Genomic DNA, 23,289 nt, shown 5'->3' with positions numbered 1-23,289 from the left:
GTGAAAGGGAGAGCGGCTGCGATGTCGCAGATGCAGCAGGTCGAGCGCCAGCTTCGTGAAATGATCCTCGGGCTCGACATCGGCCCCGGGGAAAAGTTGACCGAGCGCTGGATCGAGAGCCGTTTCGGAGCTTCGCGCACCCCGGTGCGCGCTGCTCTGCTCAGGCTGGAGACAGAAGGGCTTGTTGCTCGAGACGGTCGGGGCTGGACGGTTTCGCCGATCAATCTTGCTGAAATCGAGCAGATTGCCGTCTATCGGCAGGCTGTTGAGGCCGCGGCGGCACGGCTCACGGCGATGCTCACCGACAAGAGTGGTCTCGATGCAATCGAGGCGATGCTTGATTCTTGCGGACCGGACACACCGAGAGAGGAATGGCATCGGGTCGGCACCGATTTCCATGTCGAACTGGCGCGCCTGTCTGGCAATGAGTTCCTGTTTCGCGCTGTACGCGACGCCATGACCCGGCTGTCACGGGCGCGCTGGCTGGAAATCCGCGATGAGGCCGCATCCGCGCGGGCCTGGGCGGAGCACGGAACCATCTTGACCGCTCTGCGGGCAGGGCGAGGTGACGAGGCAGCCGATCTTCTGATCCGGCATATCGGCGGCAGCCGTGACCGGCTGGTCGGCTCGCTGCAAACCGAGCGACGTGGTCTGCGAGCCCGTGGCTTCGCCGTCGTTGCTGCCTAGAAAAACCGTGCCTCTTGAGAGGATCCACCGTCGCTATTCTTTGATAATGTTTCGTCACATTCTTTGACTGTTTTTCACCGGGATTATCTGGCGCGGCAACGACCATGACGCTAAAAGCCTGCGCGGGCTTTTGCGTTGGAATTTCGATGCGTAATCTTCGTCGCAGGACTGGCAAGGTCTTCTATTACGCGCGCAATATTGTTCGCGACAGCGCGCCGCAATTGCTCTTCCGCCATCGGTTGGATCAGGCGCTCGCAACCGCGATACGCCGCGGCCCCGCGCTTCTTGACCGGCTCAATTACTACAACAAACTGCGGGATCCGTTCGCGCCAAGCCCGGCAGCAGTGACGGTCGCGACGCTGCCGCGCCGTCCGTCGATGTATTATTACGATCTCAAGGAGTTCGCCCGCTACTTCGATGCAGATCTGCGTCTGGACCTTGAGTTCGGTGACGTTCGCGGGCTTCCGCCGGTTCCCTCCATTGTCAAGAACCGCCCGATTGGCGCGGACAATGCCAACGGCGTTCTGTTCAAGATGGACAAACTGCGACATTTCCAGTTGCAGGCGGATCCGATGCGGTTTGCCGATAAGCAACCCAGGGTCGTCTGGCGGGGCGACATGAACAATCCGATGCGTCTGGTTTTTCTGGACGCCGCACAGGGACTGCCGTTCTGTGACGTCGGATCGCCGGCCACCCATGCGCCCGAGCGCCACCGCAAACCATTCATGAGTGTCGAGGACCAGAAGCGTTATCGCTACATCGTCTCGCTTGAAGGCTACGACGTGGCAACGAACCTCAAATGGATCATGAGCTCGAATTCGCTCTGCCTGATGCCCGAACCGACCAATGAGATCTGGTTCTGCGAGGGGCATCTCAAGCCGGATCAGCACTATGTGCAGCTCGCGCCCGATTTCTCCGATATTACCGACAAGGTCGCGTTCTTCGAGCGCCATCCCGAACAGGCGGAGCGCATCATCGCATCGGCGCAGGCCTATTGCCGCCAGTTTCTGGACGAGCCGACCGAAAGGGCTTTGTGCTTCCTCGTGCTCTACAAATATTTCGTCCTCAGCGGACAGATCGAGCCCGATGAGAAGATTTGGCGCTTCGTTTCGGCATAGACGCTCTTTGGTTTCGCAGGTGCAATAAAACCGTCATTGCCTGCGGATATTGGTCGGCTCACGGTGCGAACGCGGAGCGACATCATGACCGAACTGGAACGCAATTCCCCCGCCGCTGACTGGCTCGAGGCAGAACTGGCGGACACGCTCGATGAAGATTACGAGCTCGAACTGTCGGAACCCGCGCTTTCGGAGGAAATCGCCAAGATATACAAGCGGACGCATCCGCCGTCCGTCGAGCGCCAGGTCTATTTCCGTGAATTGCTCAGATTGCAGTCGGAATTGATCAAGCTGCAGTCATGGGTTGCCCACACGAAAGCCAAGGTGGTGGTGCTGTTCGAAGGACGCGATTCCGCCGGCAAGGGCGGTGTCATCAAGCGGATCACCCAGCGCCTCAACCCTCGCATCTGCCGTGTCGTGGCGTTGCCGGCGCCAACCGAGCGCGAGCGTTCGCAATGGTATTTCCAGCGCTATGTGCCTCACCTGCCGGCCGGCGGCGAGATCGTGCTGTTTGACCGTTCCTGGTACAACCGTTCCGGCGTCGAGCGGGTGATGGGCTTCGCCACGCCGGATCAGGTCGAGGAGTTCTTCCGCGACGTGCCGGAATTCGAGCGCATGCTTGTGCGCTCCGGCATCATCCTGGTGAAATATTGGTTCTCGATCACCGACGAGGAGCAGCAGATGCGCTTCCTCATGCGTATCCACGATCCGATGAAGCAGTGGAAGCTGTCGCCGATGGACCTGCAGTCACGCGTGCGCTGGGAACAATATACCAAGGCCAAGGAAGAGATGTTGTCACGCACCAACATCCAGGAAGCGCCCTGGTTCATCGTTGAAGGCAACGACAAGAAGCGGGCACGGCTGAACTGTATCGATCACTTGTTGCAGCAGGTTCGATATGAGGAGGTGCAGCACGATGAGATCACGCTGCCCGACCGCGTCTTCAATCCGGAATACGAACGTGCCGTGCTGCCGCCGGAACTTTACGTGCCGCAGAAATACTGAGGCCGATCATTCGGCCTTGCGCTGGGCGACAAAGAAGGCTTTCAGCGCCTCGACCTTTTCAGCCGTCCATCCGGACGGCTGGGTGACGGCCATCCAGGCGTCGATATAATGTTCTGGCGCGTAGACATGCCCATAGCCGATCGGCGTTGTCGTGCCGAGTCCGATATCGACGGTCAACTGCAACAGCGTGACGATCGGGAACCAACGGAAGCGCGGTGAGACATCCGGTCCACGTTCGCCCTTCATCCAATCTGGCCTGCTGTAGGCCGCATAAGGGTCGAAGAAGACGATCGGGTCGCTGGCATATTGCAGATAGACGACTCGTATCGGTCCCCATGGCGCACCATCGAGATCGAGGGCATTGTGCTGGCTGGTGAAGCGGATGACCGAACCGTCGCGGAAGCGTGGCAGCCATGCGGGTGAGCCGGCGACCCGGCCTGCAGTTGCAATTTTCCAGGTTCGGCTGGGGAAGGGTGGCCCCGCCCATACTGCGCCCTGGTACGGGTCGGCGACGACATCATAGATATCGCTCGACAGATCGGAATTCATCGCGCCGAGGCTAAGGCCGTAGAGGTAGAGTTTCGGGCGCCGGTCCTTCGGCAATTTCTTCCAGTATCCGTAGACCTGCGTGAAAAGCGCCCGTGAGGCTTCTGAGCCGTAACCTGGCTCGATCAGCAGCGAGAGCCAGCTCGGCAGGTAGGAATACTGGATGGCGATGCTCGCGATGTCGCCATGGTGTAGATATTCTACCGGGTCGATGCCGGCTGGATCCACCCAACCCGTCCCGGTCGGGGTGATGATGACAAGCGCTGTGCGCTCGAAGCCGCCAACGCGCACGAGTTCCTCAAGCGCCAGCCTTGCCCGCTCCTCGACGGTTTCGGCGGAGTTCAGGCCGGCATAGACGCGGATCGGTTCCTTCGCGCTTTCACCAGTTTGGGACCCGATTTCCTTGCCGGTCGGTGCCGAGGCGATGTAGCTGCGCCCCATCTTGCCGAGCCCTTGCCAGTCGATCAGCGAGGCAGAACTGCCGGTCTTTTGAGGATCGCTTGGCGGACGCAGGTCAGCATCGATGATCTGGTCCAGTTCCCGATAGGACGAGTCCATGGCCCGAATTGCGAAACGCAGGAGCACGCCATCAACCACCGACCAGAAGAGAAGGGCGGTGACGGCAAGCCCGACAACGCCAGCAACGCGGCGTGGCACATAAGGGCGCAGGCGCCCTGCAACGATGCGGAAGATGCGAGCGAGAAGCCGGGCGATGAGGATCACGAACACAAAAGTCACCAGCGCGATCAACGCGACCTGTATCGGTCCGATCTTGTCTGCCGGTTCCATGCCCATCAGGACGCGGATGGAGTCCTGCCAGCTGGACGCCTGGATCAGGAAGAAGACTGCACCGGCGAGACAGGCAAGGATGGTCACTCGTGACGCGCTGACCAGCCGATGCGGGTCCGCCTTGGGCAACTCCATATAGCTCCAGAGCGCACGCAGGGCGACGCCGACACCATAGCCGCAAGAGAAACTCAGCCCCGACAGAACGCCTTGTGTGATGCTGTCGCGTGGAATGAGGCTGGGCGTGAGCGACGCGCAGAAGAATAGCGTGGCGAGAGCCAATCCGGTCAGCGAGAAGGCGTCGATTGTCCTGGCTGCCCACCGGAACACCATGCGCGGGTTCAGCCTTTCAGGATTTCGGCCACCCTCGGCGCGAAATAGGTGAGAATGCCGTCGCAGCCGGCGCGCTTGAATGCCAGCAATGATTCCAGCATCACCTTTTCGCCGTCGATCCAGCCATTGGCGGCGGCGGCCTTGATCATCGCGTATTCGCCGGACACCTGGTAGGCGAAGGTCGGTATCGCGAACTCGTCCTTCAGGCGGCGGATGATGTCGAGATAGGGCAGGCCAGGCTTCACCATCAGCATGTCAGCCCCTTCGGCGAGGTCCTGTTCCGCCTCCCGAACAGCCTCATCGCTGTTGGCGTGATCGATGTAATAGGTCTTCTTGTCGCCCTTGAGCAGACCCTGCGTGCCGATCGCCTCGCGGTAGGGGCCGTAGAAGGCGGAGGCGAATTTGGTCGCATAGGACATGATGGCGACATCCTGGAACCCGTTGGCATCCAGCGCATCGCGGATCGCCCCGATGCGGCCGTCCATCATGTCCGAAGGGGCGATGATGTCGGCTCCGGCGGCGGCCTGCAATACGGCTGCAGCGGCCACCTGCTCGACCGTCTCGTCATTGACGATGATGCCTTCGCGCAGGATGCCGTCATGGCCGTGGCTGGTGAACGGGTCGAGTGCGACGTCGGTGATGATACCGATCTGCGGAACGGCTGCTTTGATCGCACGCGTCGCGGCGTTGATCAGGTTGTCCGGATCGAGAATGTGCGAACCAGCCTCGTCCTTGCGCCCGGCCTCGATATTCGGGAAGGTTGCGATCGCAGGGATGCCGAGCTTCGCGGCACGTTCTGCTTCACGAACCGCCTCGTCGATGCTGAGGCGGAAGACATCCGGCATGGCGTCGATCGGTTCGCGCACATTCGTTCCACTCGTCAGGAAGATCGGCCAGATCAGGTCGTCGACGGTCAGGCGGTTTTCCTGAACGAGGCGGCGCGACCAATCGGCCTTGCGCATGCGGCGCAGGCGGCGCGAGCCGGTGATCTCGTCGACGCTGCGTGCGCCAGCTGGTTTTGTGGGGGTGAACTTGTTCATGGCCAAAACTCCGATCGGTGGTTTTCTAACATGCGCTGGCCGCAGCGACCAATGCGGCATGGTTGTGCCAGCAGTTGCGCGGATGGTCGCAGTCCATTCTGTCCGCTTGCCTGGGGCCGAACCGGTCGAAAAGGGTGGGCGGCATTGACGCGCCAGAGGGGGGCGCTTAGCACTTCCAGTGCATACGAATGAGGATTCTATGGCAATGGACTTTGGCGGCGGCGAGGAAATCCGCTTCGAAAGGATGGGCCGCGCCGGCATAGTGACGATGACCCGTCCGCAGGCACTCAACGCCATCACGCACCGCATGATCAACGCGCTTTCGCGGGCGCTGGACGCCTGGGAAACCGATCCCGCGATCGATCTCGTGCTGCTGAAGGGAGAGGGCAGGGCGTTTTCGGCCGGCGGCGACATCATGGCAGTCTATGAAGGCGGCAAGGCTGGCAAGCCGCCCGTCGAGTTCTTTGCCGACGAGTACAGGCTGAACGCGCGCATTCCCCGCTTTCCCAAGCCGTATGTGTCGTTGATCGACGGGATCGTCATGGGTGGCGGCGTCGGTCTTTCCTTCCATGGCTCATATCGGCTGCTTACAGAAAACGCCCAGTTTGCGATGCCGGAGGTCGGCATTGGCTTCTTCCCCGATGTGGGCGGCAGTCACCTCTTGCCGGGTCTGGAGGATAGTTTCGGCGTGTATCTGGCGTTGACCGGCGAGCGCATCCGCTATGGCGATGCCTTGTGGTCGGGCTTGGCCACCCACGCGATCAAGGCGGCCGACCAGGCAGACATCATCCGGCGTCTGACCGAGACGGGAGATGTGGACGCGGTACTGCGCGACCATGCCGTCCGCCCTGACGCCGAAACCGGACCGCCTGCGCGCGAGGCGATCGCAAGGCATTTCTCCAAAGGCACACTGGCGGAGGTCACCGCCAGCCTCGAAGCCGAGGCCACCAGCGACGAGTTCGCTTCCAAAACGCTGGCTACCATTGCGCAGCGTTCGCCGACCAGCCTCAACGTCGCCTTCCGTCAGATCCGCGCCGGCCATTCCTTGTCGATGGACGATTGCATGCGGATGGAATTCCGCATCCTGGTGCGCATGCTGGAAGGCCACGACTTCTATGAAGGCATCCGCGCTGCGATCGTCGACAAGGACCGTCAGCCGAAATGGCGACCCGCCGGGCTTGGTTCGGTCGCGCCGGGGGACGTCGATCCATATTTCGCGTCGCTCGGCGAGCGGGAATTGGCGCTGTGAACGACGCCGCGCAAAGCCGCGTGGTTCTGGAACCCTCGACGACGGAACTCGTCTTCGAATGGTTCCAGCGCATCGTCGCCGTCTATTGCCTGATGTTCGGCGTTCTCTACTGGATTCGGCTCATCGGCTTCTACCCAGGGCCACTATGGCGCTTCGACCTGATGCCGGTGCACTGGCAACTCGCCGCCGCGATCCTGGCCGTCTTCTTCCCCTTTGCCGCCGCAGGCCTGTGGATGCTCGCGTCGTGGGGACCCGTCATCTGGTTCATCTGCGCCCTGACCGAAACGATCATGTATGTGGGTTACCCGCAGCTTTTCGGCGAACGCTGGCCGATCGTCGCAACACATGCCGCCGTGGCTTTGATCTACGTTGCACTCAGGCTCGTCGTGCATTTCCAGAGACGCCGCCGGCGCGCATGATTTCGGCCTTTTGGCCATTCGCTAAATCTTTAGGTTAATTTTCTTCCCTCGGCGGGGTTTTTATTAACCCTCTCTCGAAACCTCTTACCGGTAAGCTCTTGTTAGCCTTGGCGTTTAAGTCGAATTTTATAGGTATTCGATAGTGTCGCGATCAAGGTGACAAAAAACAAAAAATCACCGGGCGACAAACGAGAGGCAAAGACAATGATCAATTCGCGTCCAGTGGCGAAGACCGCCAACGTTATCGATGAACGCCGCGAGTCCATCCGCACGCTTTACATGGAATCCCTTCAGCTGGTCGAGCGTTTGCATCGGCGTTTGCTTGATGTGATCAAGGATGAGTTCGATCGCAATGGTCGTTCCGACATCAATGCTGTCCAGGCTCTGCTGCTGTTCAACATCGGCAACGCCGAACTGACCGCCGGTGAGCTGCGCTCGCGCGGTTACTATCTCGGTTCCAACGTATCCTATAACCTGAAGAAGCTTGTCGACCTGGGCTTCATCAACCATCAGCGCTCGCGCATCGACCGTCGTTCGGTTCGCGTCAGCCTGACCGACAAGGGCAACGAGGTGGCAGAGGTGGTAGCCGGTCTCTACGAGCGACACATCGGCTCGATCGAGCATGTCGGCGGCATCAATCAGGACGAGTTCAAGCAGATGAACCGTGCCCTGCAGCGCCTCGACCGCTTCTGGAACGACACCATCGCCTACCGTATGTGAGCGGCTGTCTTTTGGGTTTGCCCGCCGGTAAGGCCGGCGGGCTTTCTCTTGCGCGACGCTTCGGCGGCGCAGTTCAATACCACGCCAAAGAGCGGGGAGGAGGAGACCAAAAAATCTCCGGACTGGGCCGGTGCCGAAAAGGCACTGGCCCATTCTTTCGTGCAACATAGGTCTAAAGCGCGGGCTTCACGCCCAATTGCCGCCATATTCCGGTGAAAGCGAGAAATCGGACGGTGCAGTCGGGTTTGGCTGACTGGTCTGCTCTCGCGAATGTGCGTTTTCCGGCAGCGAGATACGAGATATGGTTGGCTAAATGTTAAGGATGGCAACCATAGAGTGCGGGCCGCTAACCAGGCCCAATGGCCGATCGTCGAATTGTTGAACAAGTCTGGAACGCTCATGAACACCAGCCGCCGCCTGTTTCTCACCGGAGCTTCCGCGCTCGCCGTGGCTTTTGCCGCCGGTGCCGCCAGCGCTCAGGACGCCGTTGACGGTATCCTGAAGGCGGCAGGGCAGGGCAATTGGGACGACACCTTCGATGCGCGCGCCACCCAAAGTGGCAAGGTCGCCTCGACGCTGCCGATCTTCAGCCCGCAGACCGTTACCTATACCGAGCAGGCCATCGCCCAGTATCGCGAGATCGTGGCTCAGGGTGGGTGGCCTGAAGTGCCGGCAACCAAGAAGCTGAAGCTCGGTGTTTCCGACGCCGATGTCGTGCCGTTGCGCAAGCGGCTGATGGTATCAGGCGACCTGTCGCAGAGCGCCGGTCTGTCGGAATCCTTCGATTCCTACGTCGATGCGGCACTGAAGCGGTTCCAGACCCGTCATGGGCTGCCGGCTGACGGCGTCACCGGCAAATACACCTTTGCCGCGATGAATATTTCGGCGCAGGTCCGTCTCGGTCAGCTCGAAACCAATCTGGTGCGCCTGCGCGCGATGGGCGGCTTTCTCGGCAACCGCTATGTGATGGTCAACATCCCGGCCGCACAGATCGAGGCGGTGGAGGGAGACCGCGTCGTGCTGCGTCACACGGCAATTGTCGGCAAGATCGACCGCCAGACGCCGATCGTCAATTCGAAGATCAACGAGATCATCGTCAATCCCTATTGGAATGCGCCGGTGTCGATCGTCCGCAAGGACATCATTCCACTGATGCGTAAGAACCCGGATTACCTCAAGGACAGCCACATCCGCCTGCTCGCGCCGGACGGCACAGAGGTCGATCCGACCACCGTGGACTGGTCGACGGAAGACGCCGTCAAGTATCGCTTCCGGCAGGATCCGGGCACGGGCAACGCCATGGCGTCGGTCAAGATCAACTTCCCGAGCCCGGACGGCGTCTACATGCACGATACGCCGCAGCAGAGCCTGTTCGGCAAGCTGATGCGTTTTGATTCATCGGGCTGCGTGCGCGTTCAGAATGTGCGCGACCTCGTCACCTGGATCCTGCGCGACACCCCGGGCTGGAGCCGCCAGCATTTCGAGGAGACCATCAAGACGGGTAACAGCACCCCGGTTGCCGTCACGAATCCGGTTCCGGTCTACTTCACCTACGTCTCGGCCTGGTCGACGGGTACTGGTGTCGTGCAGTTCCGCGACGACATCTATCGTCGCGACGGCGTCGATGAGTTGCAGATCACCTCGTCGCTCTAAGAAGAGCCGATCAGATTTCATCATGGCCATCGGCGGCAACGCCGGTGGCTTTGTCGTTTCCGGTACAAACGTCGCGCACGCAGCCGCGCAGCCAGCGATGCGCCGGGTCGGCGTGGAGCCGCGGATGCCACAAAAGAGAAATGGTGATTTCCGGCAGTGCGAAAGGCAGCGCGAAGCGGTACATGCCATCTCTCAGATGGCCGGTGTAACGCTCTGGAACGCTGGCGATCAGACCCGCCGCTCGCGCGAAGACGAGTGCCTCCAGGAAGCCGCTGACGGTCGTGGCAATTTCCCGCTGCAATCCCAGCATTTCCAGCGCATCGTCGATCGGCCCCTTGTCGAGATTGCGGCGCGAGACGAGAACATGCTGTCCGGTCGCGTAGCGTTCGGGGGTGACGGTGCCTTCGCACAGGGGGTGTCCAGTACGCACAACACCGACAAAACGATCGCGAAAGAGTGTCTGCGCCCGGATTTCCGGTCCGGTGGTGGTTCCGATCACACCGGTTTCCAGATCCACGCTGCCGTCACGTAGCGGTGTGCTGTCCTTGTCCGGCTTCGGCACGAAGCGCATCCGCACACCGGGTGCCTCCCGGGCAATGCGTGCAAGCAAGGCTGGGCCGAAGTTTTCGACAAAGCCGTCGGAGTTCCTCATCGTAAATGTCCGCGTGAGCCTTGTGAGATCCAGCTTTTCGGCGGGACGGAGGATGGCTTCGGCATCTTCGACGATACCGCCGACGCGTTCACGCAGTTCAAGCGCACGCGGTGTGGGGACAAGCCCGCGTCCGGCTCGAACCAGGAGCGGGTCGCCTGTCGTTTCGCGCAGCCGCGCCAGAGCGCGGCTCATCGCGGAGGCGCTGAGCCGCAGTCTCTTGGCGGCGCGAGCGACACTGCCTTCGGCAAGCAGCACATCGAGCGTGACCAGGAGGTTGAGATCCGGATGCGACATGGGGCGATCATAACGCATCTCCTTTGTTTTGATGAGGCGTCATATGCATGAATACAGTGCAAATGATGCGTCTTCCGCTATGCAATGTGCAGCGCTACCTGTCTGGCCGTGGTTTCAGATCCGGCGAAGGCAGAGGACATCATGCAATCGAATGCTGTCGAACGTGGTGCAACAACAGGACAGGCTTTTGACGACAGCGGACGCTGGGCGCTGATCAGCCTGGCGCTGTCGATGCTGCTTTCCTCGCTGGGCATCAGCATCGCCAATGTTGCACTGCCATCGCTAGCGGAAGCCTTCGATACGTCTTTCCAGCGCGTGCAATGGGTTGTGCTGGCTTATCTGCTGACGGTTACGATCACGATCGTCACTGCAGGGCGGCTTGGCGATCTGATCGGTCATCGGCGCATGCTGATTGGCGGCATTTCACTGTTCGCACTGGCCTCGGGGCTGTGTGGTGCCGTCTCTTCGCTCTGGTTGCTGATCGCAGCGCGCGCTTTGCAGGGGTTAGGCGCCGCGGTTTTGATGGCACTCAGCATCGCATTCGTGCGCGACACGGTCGCCAAGGACAGAACGGGAAGCGCGATGGGCCTGCTCGGCACCATGTCGGCGATCGGCACCGCACTTGGGCCCTCGCTGGGTGGCGTTCTGCTGGCTGCGGCAAGCTGGCGGGCGATCTTCCTGGTGATGGTGCCGCTCGGTGTGCTGAACCTTCTTCTTGCCTCTCGCTTCCTGCCCGCCGGCAAGCCGACTGGAAAGGGTGGTGGCTTTGACAGTCTCGGCACGCTGTTGCTTGGCCTCACGCTCGCTGCCTATGCGCTCGCCACGACTGTCGGTGGTGCGCATATGGGATGGCCGAATGTGGCGTTGCTCGTGGTGGCCCTTCTCGGTGTCGGGCTGTTCGTCATGGTCGAAGCAAGGGTGGCTTCGCCGTTGATCCAGCTTTCGGCATTCCGCGATGCCTCCTTGAGCGGCAGCCTGGTGATGAACGCGCTGGTTTCCACCATCATGATGGTCACCTTCGTCGTCGGGCCTTTCTACCTTGCCCGCGCACTCGGGCTGAATGCGGCCCTCGTCGGTATGGCGATGTCGGTTGGCCCGGTGATCTCCGCCCTGACAGGCATTCCGGCCGGCCGCATCGTCGACCGGCTCAGTGCTTCGCTCGTGGTCATCATCGGGCTGGCCTTGATGACGGCCGGCGCGTTTGTCCTCGTCGTGGTTCCGACGTCCTTCGGTGTCGCCGGCTATGTCGCAGGCATTGCCATCCTGACGCCCGGTTATCAGCTGTTCCAGGCAGCCAACAACACGGCGGTCATGATGGACGTCAGCCCGGATCGGCGCGGCGTCGTTTCGGGCATGCTGAGCCTGTCGCGCAATCTCGGACTGATCACCGGCGCATCTGTCATGGGCGCCTTGTTTGCCTTCGCCTCAGGTACCGTGGATGGGTCGACTGCGCATCCCGAGACCGTTGCGGCAGGGATGCGGGTGACATTTGCAGTGGCGGGGATGTTGATCCTTGCCGCAACCGTTGTTGCCCTCCTGGTGCGCGGCAGCGTTGCGAACGCGGCGACGGTAAAGGAATAGCCGCGATCCGCGACGCGCCAGGTTTTGTCGGATGCGCCTCGGTAAAGTTTCGCACGCCTGTCATCTTAGCGTTATGAGCGGCCACTAGCGTTTTTTCACGGACGTAGGGGACGCTCGTGAGACATTTTTCAGGGGTATGGGCATTTTGCCTGGCGATCTTGTCGGCGTTGCCGGCGGACGCCGAACCAATTCGCGGCGCGGGATCGACTTTCGCTGCGCCGGTGATCTCGGCCTGGGGACGGGCCTACAAGGATGCAAGGGCAGATGGGGGTGACTATTTTACCCTCGACTGGACTGTCGACTACGAGCCGGTCGGCTCGCTGGCCGGCGTCATGCGACTTTCGCACCCGGATATGGATTTTGCCGCAACCGACGCGCCACTTTCGCCGGAGGAAGTTGCCAGGCGCAATGTGGCGCAGTTTCCGATCGTCATGGGCGGTATCGCTGTGGTCGCCAATGTCGCTGGTGTCGAGGCCGGCAAGTTGCGACTGGATGGTCCAACTCTGGCCGACATCTTCTCCGGCCAAGTCAAAAGCTGGTCCGACCCGGCGATCGCCACGCTCAATCCGGACATCCAACTGCCGGACCGCGTCATCAAGGTGCTGCGGCGCCAGGATGGTTCCGGCTCAACATTCGTCTTTACCAGCTATCTATCGAAGACCAGTTCCCAGTGGCGCGAGAAATTCGGTGCGGCAACGCTGATCAATTGGGTCGTCGGGCAGGGCGCGGAAGGTACCGGCAGTCTGGTCGCCTTGGCTGGGACGACGGCCGATAGCATCACCTATCTCGAATATGGTCAGGTGGCGCGCGCGGGCTTGCCAGCTGTGCAGTTGCGGAATGAGACAGGGGCGTTTGTTGCGCCCACTGCCGAAAGTCTTGCCGCTGGGCTGTCGAGCGTCGGATGGAATGCTTCCCGGCATTTCTTTGCCGATACGACCAACATGCCGGGCCCCGCTGCCTACCCGATGGCCGCCGTCACCTATGCGGTGGTGCCGAAGGATCGCGGTATGGAGCGGACCAAGCGCGTGCTTGACCTGTTCCGGCTGGCTTATTCGGCGGGCGCCAGCGACGCGCGTGCACTGGGTTACATCCCAGTGTCGCCCGAACTCGCCGACCAGGTCGACCGCTATTGGTCGCAGACCCTCACGAACCTGAACAACTAGAGCGCCCCTAAGGCGTCGGCATTGTCCACACAGGAAGGCACACCGACATGCAGGTCGACATCTTCAAGGACATCCTCGTTCCCGTCATCGGCGGTCTGGGCATCTTCATGCTCGGCCTGGAATTCATGGCCAACGGCATTCAGGCACTTTCCGTCAACAAGATGCGGGATTTCCTGGCCAAGGCGGCCGGCACGCCGATCAAAGGTGTGCTTGCCGGTACCCTCATCACCGGTGTGATCCAATCGTCGACGGCGATGACCGTGATGGTCGTCGGCCTGGTCAATGCCGGGGTGGTGGCGCTAAGGCCCGCCATCAGCGTGATCATGGGCGCCAACATCGGCACCACGCTGGGCAACGGTCTGATCGCCCTGCCGCTCGGGCCGCTCGGGCTGATCCTGGGGGGCATCTTTGCGCTCATCTATTGCTTCGCGAAGAGCGAGAAAGTGCGCAACATCGCGCTTGCCTGCATGGGCTTCGCGCTGATCTTCTACGGCCTCAACCTGATGACCGGCGGATTGCGTCCACTGCGCAACATGCCTGAAGTGATGGAACTGCTGCAGACGCTGAGGGCGGATTCCTACTTCAATCTGCTGAAATGCGTCCTGATCGCCGCCGGCGTCACTGCAATGATCCATTCGTCGTCGGCCACCATTGGCATTGTCATGGGCCTGGGCGCTGCCGGTGTGCTCGACTGGACCACTGCCGTCGCTTTTTCGCTTGGTGCCGATCTCGGCACGACGATCACTTCGTGGATGGCCTCGCTCAACCTCTCCAAGAACGCCAAGCGCGCGGCCTACGCGCATATGTCGTTCAACGTGATCGGGGTTTTCGTCACCGTCCCGCTGTTTTTCGTCTCGATCGAGGTGCTGCGCTGGGCCATGCAATGGTTTGGCGGCGATCCGAGCGTGCCTGTGGTGGTGGACGGCAAGGACACGTTCCCGCTGGTTCCCGTTGCGGTCGGCCTCTATTCGACCTTCTTCAACGTTTTCAACACGGTTCTGCTGTTTCCATTTGTTGGCGTGTTCGAACGTGTTCTGTCGCGCATCGGTCACACAGAAGCTGATGACGTTGAAGATTTCTCGGTGCCGAAATACCTCGATCGCCGTTTCTCGACCGATCTCGGCCAGGCAGTACCTGCGGTGGAGCAGGAGACGATGCGTCACCTCAAGGCGGGGGCTCTGTTCCTCGATATTGCCCGCTCCAGGGCGAGCGCGCCGAACGATCCGGGCGAGCACTATCTGGCGACCGATATCCTGTCGCGCGATATCCGCTCCTATTCAGCCGCACTGCTGTCGTCCGATATGCCGATGGACCAACTCGACCTTGTCGCCAGCCTGATCGAAGAGGCGGACTTCACCGCGGCGCTCGCCGAGCAGCTTCATCAGGTGGCGCGCCGGGTCCGTCGCGAGACTTTCGGCCAGCAAGGCAAGGTGATCGTCGACACCGCGCTCGACAAACTGGATTTCGACCTTCGCGAGATCCTGCCCGACTTCGGCGTGAAGGCGCCGCAAATGCCGGCCGGCCATGTCAACTTCCCCGAGGTCGAGCAGCTTCGTGGCCAGACCTTGACCGCGGGCGCAGGGATCGCTCCCGGTGAACGCGGCGCGTTGCTGGCGCTGCTGGGCAGCGTCGAGCGCGCCGATCTGTTGATCAAGCGCATCGATGCCGAGCGCAAGTCTGTCAACCGCCGGGCGGTCATCGCGCGTGCGAGGACTCAACGTGAACAGCGCGATGAAAAGGGTGGTGCTTTTGGCGGCGATCTGGCGCCGGTGCCGGGCGAGTAGCAGGTCTCTCGCCTTGCGTCAGCCCGGCGCATATCCGGGCGTGGTGACGTGCGGATTAATCAGGGAAGTCTGCGCTGAGCGTCGTTTCGGCCCAGGCGTCGAAATTCTCCCGCAGCACATCGAGCCGCTGTCGGGCGATCTTCAGGGCGGCGGCGCCGAGCAAGAGCCGCAAGGGCGGTTCGCTTGCTTCGAATGCCGAGATGATCGCCGTGGCCGCGCGCACCGGGTCGCCGGGTTGCCTGCCTGACACGGCGCGGGTCGCTTCACGGCGCTTCCCAGCCGTTTCGGCATAGTCGTCGATGATCGTCTCGGATTCGACCATCGAGCGGCCAGCCCAGTCGGTGCGGAACGCGCCGGGTTCGAGGATGGTCACGCTGATCCCGAGCGGCTTGACCTCATGTGAAAGCGATTCCGAAAGCGCTTCGACAGCAAATTTCGAGGCGTGGTAGTAGCCGGTAGCGGCGAAGGCCACGAGACCGCCGAGCGACGAGACGTTGAAGATGTGTCCCCGGCGGCGGTTGCGCATGCCAGGCAGGATGCGCTTCGTGACAGAGACAAGGCCGAAGACGTTCGTTTCGAACTGGTCGCGGATTTCGCGATCAGCGCCTTCCTCTATGGCGGCCAGATAGCCATAGCCTGCATTGTTGACCAGTACGTCGATCACGCCGAATTTTGCCTCTGCGGTTGAAACGGCCCGCTCGATTGAAGCCTTGTCGGTGACGTCAAGTTGCAAGGCGAGTGCGCGTTCACCGTGCCTGGATGCCAAAGCGGTTAAAGCATCGGGACTACGGGCGGTTATCGCGGCGCGCCAGCCGCGTTCCAGCACTGCTTCGGCGAGCGCCTTGCCGAGCCCGGAGGATGCTCCGGTGATGAACCATACGGGATTGGTCGTCGTCATGGTGGATTCCTTTCAGCCGAGAGCCGGTCGTCTCTCGGCATTCATTGGCGGCGCAGGATCATGCCGCCGTGGTGGAGGGTGTTTTCGTCGACGAAGTCGCCGTCGGCGGTGAAGCCGGTGTCGTCCCAGTATTCGATATGGGTGCCGGTCACTTCGTAGCGGCCCCGATAGGCGCTTTGCCTGCTGCCGCGCGCTTCGTCATAGCGCCCGTCGGGCAGCAGTTCGTGGCGGATCCGGCCATCATCGGTCACCCACATGCCGACATAGGGATGTTGTGTCATCTGTCGTTCCTCGACCTGGTTGCTTGAGTTGACGGTGCTTTCGGATGCCTGTGCCGGCGGCGCCGAAAGTGCCGCCAGGATCAGGAAGGGCAAGACATGTCCTTTGCTGCGTGCCGTCATCGTTCGATCTCCGGTTCAGCCTTGCGTCATGCGACGTTGCTTACGTCCTGACTGGTACGGAGAACATAGGAGCGTTGATTGGCGTGATCGACTTGCCAATGCGAAACAGCTTGGTTAGTAATGCTAACCAATGGTGGATGATTTCGAAGGCATTTCGGTGTTCCTGGCCGTGGCGGAAGTGCGCAATTTCCGCCTCGCGGGAGAGCGCCTTGGCGTCACCCGCTCGGCCGTGAGCCAGGCATTGCAACGGCTTGAGGATCGGATCGGCACCGCACTGGTGCAGCGGACCACCCGCAGCGTCAGCCTGACGGAGGCCGGGGAGATGTTCTACGACATGGTCAGACCGTCAGCGCTGGACATAACCGAGGCCGTGCAGGCGGTTCGCGAGACGCAAATGCGTCCCTCCGGCCTGCTGAAGGTTGCCGTGTCCTCGATTGCCGAACGTTTCATTTCCGGGCCGTTGCTTGCCGCTTTCCTCGCTGCCCACCCGCAGGTGAGGCTGGATATCACCATCACAGACGCTGAGTTCGATATCGTCGCCGAGGGTTACGACGCCGGTGTCAGGTTGGGCGAGGTGATCGAACAGGATATGGTCGCGGTGCCGGTTTCAGCGGAACAGCGGCAATGTGCTGTCGCTTCGCCCGGCTATCTGTCCCGGTATGACCGGCCACTTCATCCGCGCGATCTGGTGGATCATGTCTGCATAGGCTGGCGACCGCGGCCCGATGCAGCACCATATCGCTGGGAGTTCACCGAAAACGGCCGTGATTTCGAACTGGCGGTCGAGCCGGTGATGACTACCAACGAGATGGGCATGATGATCCGCATGGCTTGTGCCGGCGCGGGCATCACTTTCGGCATGGTGGACACGTTCGAACCCTATTTTGCACGCGGCGAGTTGGTGCCGCTTCTGGAAGACTATTGCCCGCCCTTCGCCGGGTTCTATCTCTATTTTCCAAGGCGCCATCGCCAGCCGTTAAAGCTGCGGGCGCTCGTGGACCATGTCCGCACTTTTCGGAGAGGCGAGGTCTAGAGCGGATTGGCTGCTCGAGTTGAGAACTTGAATCATCGTGCAGGTTCAAGCCATTGGGTGGAAAAAGGAAACGGGCTTCGAGCCCTTTGCCGAAAACATGAGGAAAGTCGGTGCCGTTGTTCCTTGAGCTTTCCTCGTCATGCCAAACGGTCTAGGTCGGACCGGTCACTGTTGGAGAAATGCTTGGCCGTCGCGACCCTGATTCTGTTGCTTCTGGTGCTGGTCGCCGCATCCGGCGTGCTGGTGCGCTTCCTGCCATTGCCTTTGCCGATCATCCAGATCGGGCTGGGTGTTCTGCTGGCATGGCCGATCGATGGATTGCGGGTTGAGCTCGAGCCGGAGCTGTTTCTTCTGGTATTCGTACCGCCGCTGTTGTTCATAGACGGCATCATGCTGCCGAAGCGCGAATTCGCCGAGCTTGCGCCGCGCATCTTCGGCCTGGCTTTCGGTCTCGTCTTCTTCACCGTCGTGGTCTTCGGTTATGCGCTGAACTGGCTGCTGCCGCAGGTGCCGCTGCCTGTCGCCTTCGCGCTTGCCGCCGTGCTCTCGCCGACCGATGCGGTCGCGGTTTCGTCCATTGTCGGGCGCGATCTGGTTCCGGCACGCGTGCGCCACATCCTGGAAGGCGAGTCGCTGCTCAATGATGCCTCCGGCCTTGTCGTGTTGCGGTTCGCGGTCGCTGCCGCACTCACCGGCCAGTTCTCGCTCGGCGAAACGGCCCTGACATTCGTGCTGGTCGCAGCCGGCGGTGCGCTGGCCGGTTTTGCGACACTGTGGGCGACGGCCAAGGTGCTGCGTATCGTCGCCAAGATCGGCGACGTTCGACCGGAGGTGGAGGTGGTCATTTTGATCCTGCTGCCTTTCGCAGCCTATCTTCTGGCCGAAAAATTCCATCTTTCCGGCATCCTGGCGGCAGTGACTGCCGGTCTCTTTATCGCCCGCGCCGGCTTGTTCGGCTCACTGTCGTTTCCGGCGCGCATGCAGAACATGGCGCTGATCGAGATGCTGTCGTTTACCTTCAATGGCGTCATCTTCCTGCTGCTCGGCCTGCAATTGCCGACCATCATCCGCAACGTGCCGCCGGAACTGTCGCTCTACGGCACGGTCTGGGAGCCGGTGCTGGCGGTGATGACGCTGACACTTATCCTGCTTGCCATCCGCTTCGCCTGGATCGTCTTCGGGTCGACGGCGCGGGGTATCGTCGAGCGCTGGCGCGGCCACAAGACATTCAGGCTCACCACGCGGTTGAAGCTGGTCATGACATTGGCCGGTGTGCGTGGCGCAATCACCCTCGCTGGTATTCTCTCGCTTCCGCTCGTCATCTCCGAGAATGGTCCACCATTTCCGGCGCGCGATCTCGTGATTTTCATCGCCGCCGGCGTCATCATCTGCTCGCTTGTGCTGGCCAGCGTGACGCTGCCGATCGTGGCGCGTGGCATCCCGCTGGACGAGGACGAGGAGAGCGCCATCGAGGAAAGGATGGCGCGACAGGTCGCGGCGGAGGCAGCGATTGCGCGCATCGAACAGATGGTGGATGAGGCGCGCGCGACCCCCGCACTCTATGAGGCGCGTTTGGCCGCCGCGCAGCAACTCATCCCGGCCTATCGACAACGCATCGTTGCGGGAGAGGAGGAGGATACGACCGTGAAGGACATACAGCCGGCCTTGCAGTCGATGCTGGACGCTGCTTTCACCGCCGAGCAGGCCGCCCTGCGAGGACTCCTGCGCGAACGCAAGATCGACGAGACCACCATGCGCGCGGTGGCCGGTGAGGTGATGCTCAATCAAGCGCTGAACGCTCGCCAGCAAGCGAACAAGCGGGCCAGTTCGAAAAAGCCGTCCGCAAAAAAGGCGGGCGCCAGGAAATAACGGCGTCCGCCCAGTTAGAGCGTCTCCGTTCACGGAAACGCTCTAACTCCTTGTTTTTACGCAATTCCGGACGAAAAGCCGTCACGCACTTTTCCTGGAATTGCTCTAGCTTCAGTTCTCGTCCCCGGACACGGCTGCAAAGAAATTCTCCGGTCCATCCACTTCGATCAGCTTGCGATTGTCGATCTGCCAGAAGCGATTGCCGACCGTGCGCACGAAGCTGCGGTCGTGCGAGACGAGCAGGCAGCTTGCCTCATGCGCCATCAGTTCGGTTTCCAGCGCCTCCTGGCCCTCGATGTCGAGGTGGTTGGTGGGCTCGTCGAGCAGATAGAAGTTGGGATTGGTAAGCCTCAGCACCAGCATTGCCAGCCTGGCCTTCTGCCCACCGGACAGCCTGCCAATCGCTCGCTCCTGCATGTCGATGCCGATGCCGGCACCCGCCAGCAGCGACCGGAGCCGCTGATCGCCGAATTCGAAGCGGCGACCAATAGCAGCCATGGGCGTGTCGGTATTGCCGAGATCCGCCAGTGCCTGGTCGACATGGCCCAGCGCCAGCGACGGCGTGGCACGAATTCCGGGTTGGACCCCACCACCTTCGGCAATAGCGTCGCGCAGCATGCCAACCAGTCGCGATTTGCCGGAACCGTTGCGGCCGAGCAGCACGATGCGGTCGCCCTGGCAGATCCAGCGTTTGCCTGTCTTGAACAGCAGTGTTCCATCGGGCGTTCTCACTTCGGCATCGTCCAGCATCACCAACTGCCTGGCATGAGTGCCCCGATTGGCAAGGCGGATGGCGCCGGCAGAGCGTTCCTGGTGGGCCGGGCGGGCAGCATCCTCCAGCCGTTCGGCACGGTCCTTCAACTGCCTGGTTTTGATGACCAGGAGATCGCTGCCGGAATTGATGCCGATGTTGTTCAATTTGGCTGCCTGCCGGCGAAGTTGCTGCGCTGCCTTCATGTCACGCTGATATTGCCGCTCCTGCGAGGCGTCGATCTCGTCCAGCGCCACCCGAGCCCTCGAGTAGGGCAGGGCAAAGGTCTGGCTCCGGTCAGCGCGCAGGAACAGCGTGCGGTTGGTGACGGCGTCGAGGAAGGCGCGGTCGTGGCTGGCCACGATCAGTGGGACGCTCTGCGGCAGGCTGTTCAACCAGTCTTCCAGCCAACGGATACGGGCGAGGTCGAGGTGGTTGGTAGGCTCGTCGAGCAGCAAAGCGTCGGGGTCGTTGACCCAGGCTCGCGCCAATAGGGCCAGCCGCTGCCAGCCACCGCTCAAGGCGCCGAGCGGACGCTCGCGCAGTTCATCGGGTACCTCGAAGGTCTCCAGTACCACATCGGCACGCCAGCTTTCGCTTTCCGCTTGTTCCGGCGGCAAAGCCTGCCGCACGGCTTCATGGAAGGGCAGGGTAAGCAGCGCCGGCGCCATGTCCTGCTCGACGTGGCCGATGGTGAGGCCGCGCGCTTTGGTGACGTCGCCATCCGTGGGTTCAAACGTTCCGGCGATGGTGCGCAGCAGCGTCGACTTGCCCCTGCCGTTGGCGGCGACAATGCCGATGCGGTCACCGGCCTCCACGGAGAGGTCGAGATTGGAAAACAGGCGAGCGCCAAGCGTGACGCCGAGTGCCTTGAGATTGATCAGTGCCATTGGGTGTTCTCTGGTCTGTCGCGAGCTTCGCCGGTGGCCGGGCATGTCCGATGCCAGGCAGGTCGTACCGGATTGCGTTGGCTCGTTGTTGCAACGATGGGCGAACAGGCCGGCATTGAGCCGGTGTCGCGCTACCCCTTGGGGCAGACCAGGTAGAGATGCTTAGGTGCGATCGTCTCTTGGTCAGCCCTGCAAACGCATTTGCAGGGCCTGGATCGGGCCACGCTGACGGTGTTGATCATGTCTGAACACGCAGCCCTCCTTTCTTCTCGACGGTTGCTTGGCCTAGATAAACGCGGCTGCGTGTCGATGCAAGCGGGCTGCGGGCCGATCAAGCCGCAGCATAGCGCAAAAGCACGACATCCTGCGGCAGGATTTGCTGCCCGAGGAACCGGAGTTTCGGCGTCGTGCCGGCGAAGAACGGTTTGCCGCCGCCAAGCACCACAGGGTAGATGTAAAGGTGGTACTCGTCGATCAGGCCCAGCCCCTCCAGGCTAGCGGCGAGCTCGGCGCCGCCGACATCGATGATACCTTCTGTCTCATCTTTGAGATGCTTCAGCGCTCCGACGGCATCTTCGCTGACCAGCCTTGCATTCGGGCCGACTTCGCGCAGCGTCGTGGAGCAGACGAGCTTGGGTGTCGCGCGCCACAACGGCGCGAATTCTCGCGCCTCGTCAGGCCAATCAGCCTGATCTTCTTCCCAGTAGCGCATCACATGATAAAGCTTGCGGCCGCAGACGCTGATCTCGGTGCCCTGCATCAACTGGTTGAAATATCGGTGCAGTGGCGCTTCCGGCACTGGCAGTTGCGGACCGCCTTCCGGTCCAGTGATGTAGCCGTCCAGTGACGCCATCATGCCGAAGATCATCGTGGCCATAGCTTTCTCCAATCTGATTGCATTTTGCAATCAGATTGTGTGATTGGCAAGGGCGAACCAAGGGTACCTGACTCGCCTGGTTTTGCCGGGCTTGGCGGTTCAAAGAAACGGCGCGATCCGGCCAGAGGATTTCGCAGCGTAAACGTGGCAGGGCCGGGACAACTGTGTTAATGGCGCCATGTCTTTTCCGACTGTGAGGATCCCAAGTCCATGGCGACAACAACGGCCGTTTCGAACTCTCTCGAAGCCTTCTTTGGAACACCGCTCGCGGAGGTCGATCCGGAGATCTTCGGTTCCATCCGCAACGAGCTCGGTCGCCAGCGTCACGAGATCGAATTGATCGCCTCGGAGAACATCGTCTCGCGCGCCGTCCTGGAGGCGCAGGGCTCGATCATGACCAACAAGTATGCCGAGGGTTATCCGGGCAAGCGCTACTACGGCGGCTGCCAGTTCGTCGATGTGGCCGAAGAACTGGCCATCGAGCGCGCGAAGAAGCTGTTCGACTGCAAGTTCGCCAACGTTCAGCCGAATTCCGGCAGCCAGATGAACCAGGCAGTATTCCTGGCGCTGCTGCAGCCGGGCGACACTTTCATGGGGCTCGACCTCAATTCCGGTGGCCATCTCACCCACGGCTCGCCCGTCAACATGAGCGGCAAGTGGTTCAAGGTCGTCTCCTACGGCGTGCGCAAGGACGACCATCTGCTCGACATGGACGAGATCGAGAAGCTCGCTCAGCAGCACAAGCCCAAGCTGATCCTGGCCGGCGGCACCGCCTATTCGCGCGTCTGGGACTGGAAGCGCTTCCGCGAGATTGCCGATTCGATCGGCGCCTATCTGATGGTCGACATGGCCCATATTGCCGGGCTCGTTGCGGGCGGCGTACACCCGAGCCCGCTGCCGCATGCGCATGTGGTGACCACCACCACGCACAAGTCGCTGCGCGGCCCGCGCGGCGGCATGGTGCTCACCAATGACGAGGATATCGCCAAGAAGATCAATTCGGCGGTGTTTCCCGGCCTGCAGGGTGGTCCGCTGATGCATGTCATCGCTGCAAAGGCGGTGGCCTTTGGCGAAGCGCTGAAGCCGGATTTCAAGGTTTATGCGCAGAACGTCGTGGCCAATGCCAAGGCGCTGGCGGAGAGCCTTAAGGAAACTGGGCTGGATATCGTCTCGGGCGGCACCGACAATCATCTCATGCTGGTCGACCTGCGGCCGAAGAACGCCACCGGCAAGCGCGCGGAAGCGGCGCTCGGTCGCGCCAACATCACTTGCAACAAGAATGGCATTCCGTTCGATCCGGAGAAGCCGTTCGTCACCTCGGGTGTGCGTCTCGGCACGCCGGCCGGCACGACGCGCGGCTTCGGCCAGGCTGAATTCCGGGAAATCGGCAAGCTGATCGCCGAGGTGCTGGACGGTCTCAAGGTGGCCAATTCCGACGAGGGCAACGCCTCCGTCGAGGCTGCTGTGAAGGCCAAGGTGGTGTCACTGACCGGACGCTTCCCACTCTATCCCTATCTCGGCTGAACGAAAAAATAGAGAA

The 23,289-nt window shown here is 61.5% G+C and carries 20 protein-coding genes; 13 read left to right on the top strand and 7 right to left on the bottom strand.

Going from position 1 to position 23,289, the window contains the following annotated elements; all coding sequences use genetic code 11:
* Nucleotides 1-21: 21 nt before the first annotated feature.
* From AO692_RS16815 to ppk2, 3 genes are all read left to right on the top strand, one after another.
* Complete coding sequence (locus AO692_RS16815) at nt 22-687, top strand: GntR family transcriptional regulator (RefSeq protein WP_054311173.1); 666 nt, start codon at nt 22-24, stop codon at nt 685-687.
* Nucleotides 688-833: 146 nt separating this feature from the next.
* Nucleotides 834-1,805 (top strand): glycosyl transferase family 90, encoded by a 972-nt coding sequence (locus AO692_RS16810; protein WP_054311172.1) that lies wholly within the window; start codon nt 834-836, stop codon nt 1,803-1,805.
* Nucleotides 1,806-1,889: 84 nt separating this feature from the next.
* On the top strand, nt 1,890-2,810 hold the full coding sequence (gene ppk2 / locus AO692_RS16805) for a polyphosphate kinase 2 (protein ID WP_054311171.1): 921 nt from the start codon (nt 1,890-1,892) through the stop codon (nt 2,808-2,810).
* Between the two features lie 6 nt (nt 2,811-2,816).
* On the opposite strand, the gene AO692_RS16800 is transcribed toward ppk2, so the two are convergent.
* Both AO692_RS16800 and hemB read right to left on the bottom strand, forming a co-directional pair.
* On the bottom strand, nt 2,817-4,475 hold the full coding sequence (locus tag AO692_RS16800; protein ID WP_054311170.1) for an alpha/beta-hydrolase family protein: 1,659 nt from the start codon (nt 4,473-4,475) through the stop codon (nt 2,817-2,819).
* Nucleotides 4,476-4,483: 8 nt separating this feature from the next.
* Nucleotides 4,484-5,515 (bottom strand): porphobilinogen synthase, encoded by a 1,032-nt coding sequence (gene hemB, locus AO692_RS16795; protein WP_054311169.1) that lies wholly within the window; start codon nt 5,513-5,515, stop codon nt 4,484-4,486.
* Nucleotides 5,516-5,720: 205 nt separating this feature from the next.
* Here hemB and AO692_RS16790 point away from each other — a divergent pair, with 205 nt between their 5' ends.
* The 4 genes from AO692_RS16790 to AO692_RS16775 all read left to right on the top strand — a co-directional run bounded on the left by AO692_RS16790 (nt 5,721) and on the right by AO692_RS16775 (nt 9,556).
* Nucleotides 5,721-6,764, top strand: coding sequence for an enoyl-CoA hydratase/isomerase family protein (locus AO692_RS16790; protein ID WP_054311242.1), 1,044 nt, complete (start codon nt 5,721-5,723; stop codon nt 6,762-6,764).
* Complete coding sequence (locus AO692_RS16785; RefSeq protein WP_054311168.1) at nt 6,761-7,183, top strand: DUF6163 family protein; 423 nt, start codon at nt 6,761-6,763, stop codon at nt 7,181-7,183. The genes AO692_RS16790 and AO692_RS16785 overlap by 4 nt, the downstream gene beginning before the upstream one ends.
* A gap of 204 nt (nt 7,184-7,387) precedes the next feature.
* Nucleotides 7,388-7,903, top strand: coding sequence for a MarR family winged helix-turn-helix transcriptional regulator (locus tag AO692_RS16780; protein WP_054311167.1), 516 nt, complete (start codon nt 7,388-7,390; stop codon nt 7,901-7,903).
* Between the two features lie 399 nt (nt 7,904-8,302).
* Entirely contained in the window at nt 8,303-9,556 is a 1,254-nt protein-coding gene (locus AO692_RS16775; protein WP_054311166.1) for a L,D-transpeptidase family protein, read from the top strand.
* 10 nt (nt 9,557-9,566) lie between these two features.
* Here the strand turns inward: AO692_RS16775 and AO692_RS16770 are convergent, their stop codons facing one another.
* Entirely contained in the window at nt 9,567-10,502 is a 936-nt protein-coding gene (locus tag AO692_RS16770; protein WP_054311165.1) for a LysR family transcriptional regulator, read from the bottom strand.
* 141 nt (nt 10,503-10,643) lie between these two features.
* Between AO692_RS16770 and AO692_RS16765 the strand changes: the two genes are divergently transcribed.
* The 3 genes from AO692_RS16765 to AO692_RS16755 all read left to right on the top strand — a co-directional run bounded on the left by AO692_RS16765 (nt 10,644) and on the right by AO692_RS16755 (nt 15,030).
* A complete protein-coding gene (locus tag AO692_RS16765) occupies nt 10,644-12,083 on the top strand; it encodes an MFS transporter (protein WP_054311241.1) in 1,440 nt (479 codons plus the stop codon).
* Between the two features lie 116 nt (nt 12,084-12,199).
* Nucleotides 12,200-13,246 (top strand): phosphate ABC transporter substrate-binding protein PstS, encoded by a 1,047-nt coding sequence (gene pstS / locus AO692_RS16760; protein WP_054311164.1) that lies wholly within the window; start codon nt 12,200-12,202, stop codon nt 13,244-13,246.
* Nucleotides 13,247-13,293: 47 nt separating this feature from the next.
* The gene (locus tag AO692_RS16755) at nt 13,294-15,030 is read left to right on the top strand and encodes a Na/Pi symporter (protein ID WP_054311163.1); all 1,737 of its coding nucleotides are present in this window, start codon (nt 13,294-13,296) and stop codon (nt 15,028-15,030) included.
* Nucleotides 15,031-15,085: 55 nt separating this feature from the next.
* Here AO692_RS16755 and AO692_RS16750 read toward each other — a convergent pair whose 3' ends face one another.
* Nucleotides 15,086-15,928, bottom strand: coding sequence for an oxidoreductase (locus AO692_RS16750; RefSeq protein ID WP_054311162.1), 843 nt, complete (start codon nt 15,926-15,928; stop codon nt 15,086-15,088).
* A gap of 41 nt (nt 15,929-15,969) precedes the next feature.
* Complete coding sequence (locus AO692_RS16745) at nt 15,970-16,329, bottom strand: Atu4866 domain-containing protein (RefSeq protein ID WP_082407400.1); 360 nt, start codon at nt 16,327-16,329, stop codon at nt 15,970-15,972.
* A gap of 130 nt (nt 16,330-16,459) precedes the next feature.
* Between AO692_RS16745 and AO692_RS16740 the strand changes: the two genes are divergently transcribed.
* Both AO692_RS16740 and AO692_RS16735 read left to right on the top strand, forming a co-directional pair.
* Nucleotides 16,460-17,362, top strand: coding sequence for a LysR family transcriptional regulator (locus AO692_RS16740; protein WP_054311161.1), 903 nt, complete (start codon nt 16,460-16,462; stop codon nt 17,360-17,362).
* A 183-nt stretch (nt 17,363-17,545) separates the two neighbouring features.
* Nucleotides 17,546-19,231 (top strand): Na+/H+ antiporter, encoded by a 1,686-nt coding sequence (locus AO692_RS16735; protein ID WP_054311160.1) that lies wholly within the window; start codon nt 17,546-17,548, stop codon nt 19,229-19,231.
* Nucleotides 19,232-19,342: 111 nt separating this feature from the next.
* On the opposite strand, the gene AO692_RS16730 is transcribed toward AO692_RS16735, so the two are convergent.
* Both AO692_RS16730 and AO692_RS16725 read right to left on the bottom strand, forming a co-directional pair.
* Nucleotides 19,343-20,872: an ABC-F family ATP-binding cassette domain-containing protein gene (locus AO692_RS16730; protein WP_054311159.1), complete on the bottom strand. Its 1,530-nt coding sequence runs from the start codon at nt 20,870-20,872 to the stop codon at nt 19,343-19,345.
* 331 nt (nt 20,873-21,203) lie between these two features.
* Complete coding sequence (locus AO692_RS16725) at nt 21,204-21,749, bottom strand: dihydrofolate reductase family protein (protein WP_054311158.1); 546 nt, start codon at nt 21,747-21,749, stop codon at nt 21,204-21,206.
* A 210-nt stretch (nt 21,750-21,959) separates the two neighbouring features.
* On the opposite strand from AO692_RS16725, the gene glyA reads away from it, so the two are divergent.
* Nucleotides 21,960-23,273: a serine hydroxymethyltransferase gene (glyA, locus tag AO692_RS16720; protein ID WP_054311157.1), complete on the top strand. Its 1,314-nt coding sequence runs from the start codon at nt 21,960-21,962 to the stop codon at nt 23,271-23,273.
* Nucleotides 23,274-23,289: the final 16 nt, after the last annotated feature.

The organism is Mesorhizobium sp. 1M-11 (genome assembly GCF_001303895.1).
GTDB lineage: Bacteria > Pseudomonadota > Alphaproteobacteria > Rhizobiales > Rhizobiaceae > Mesorhizobium.
This window is presented reverse-complemented; position numbering and strand designations above follow the sequence as displayed.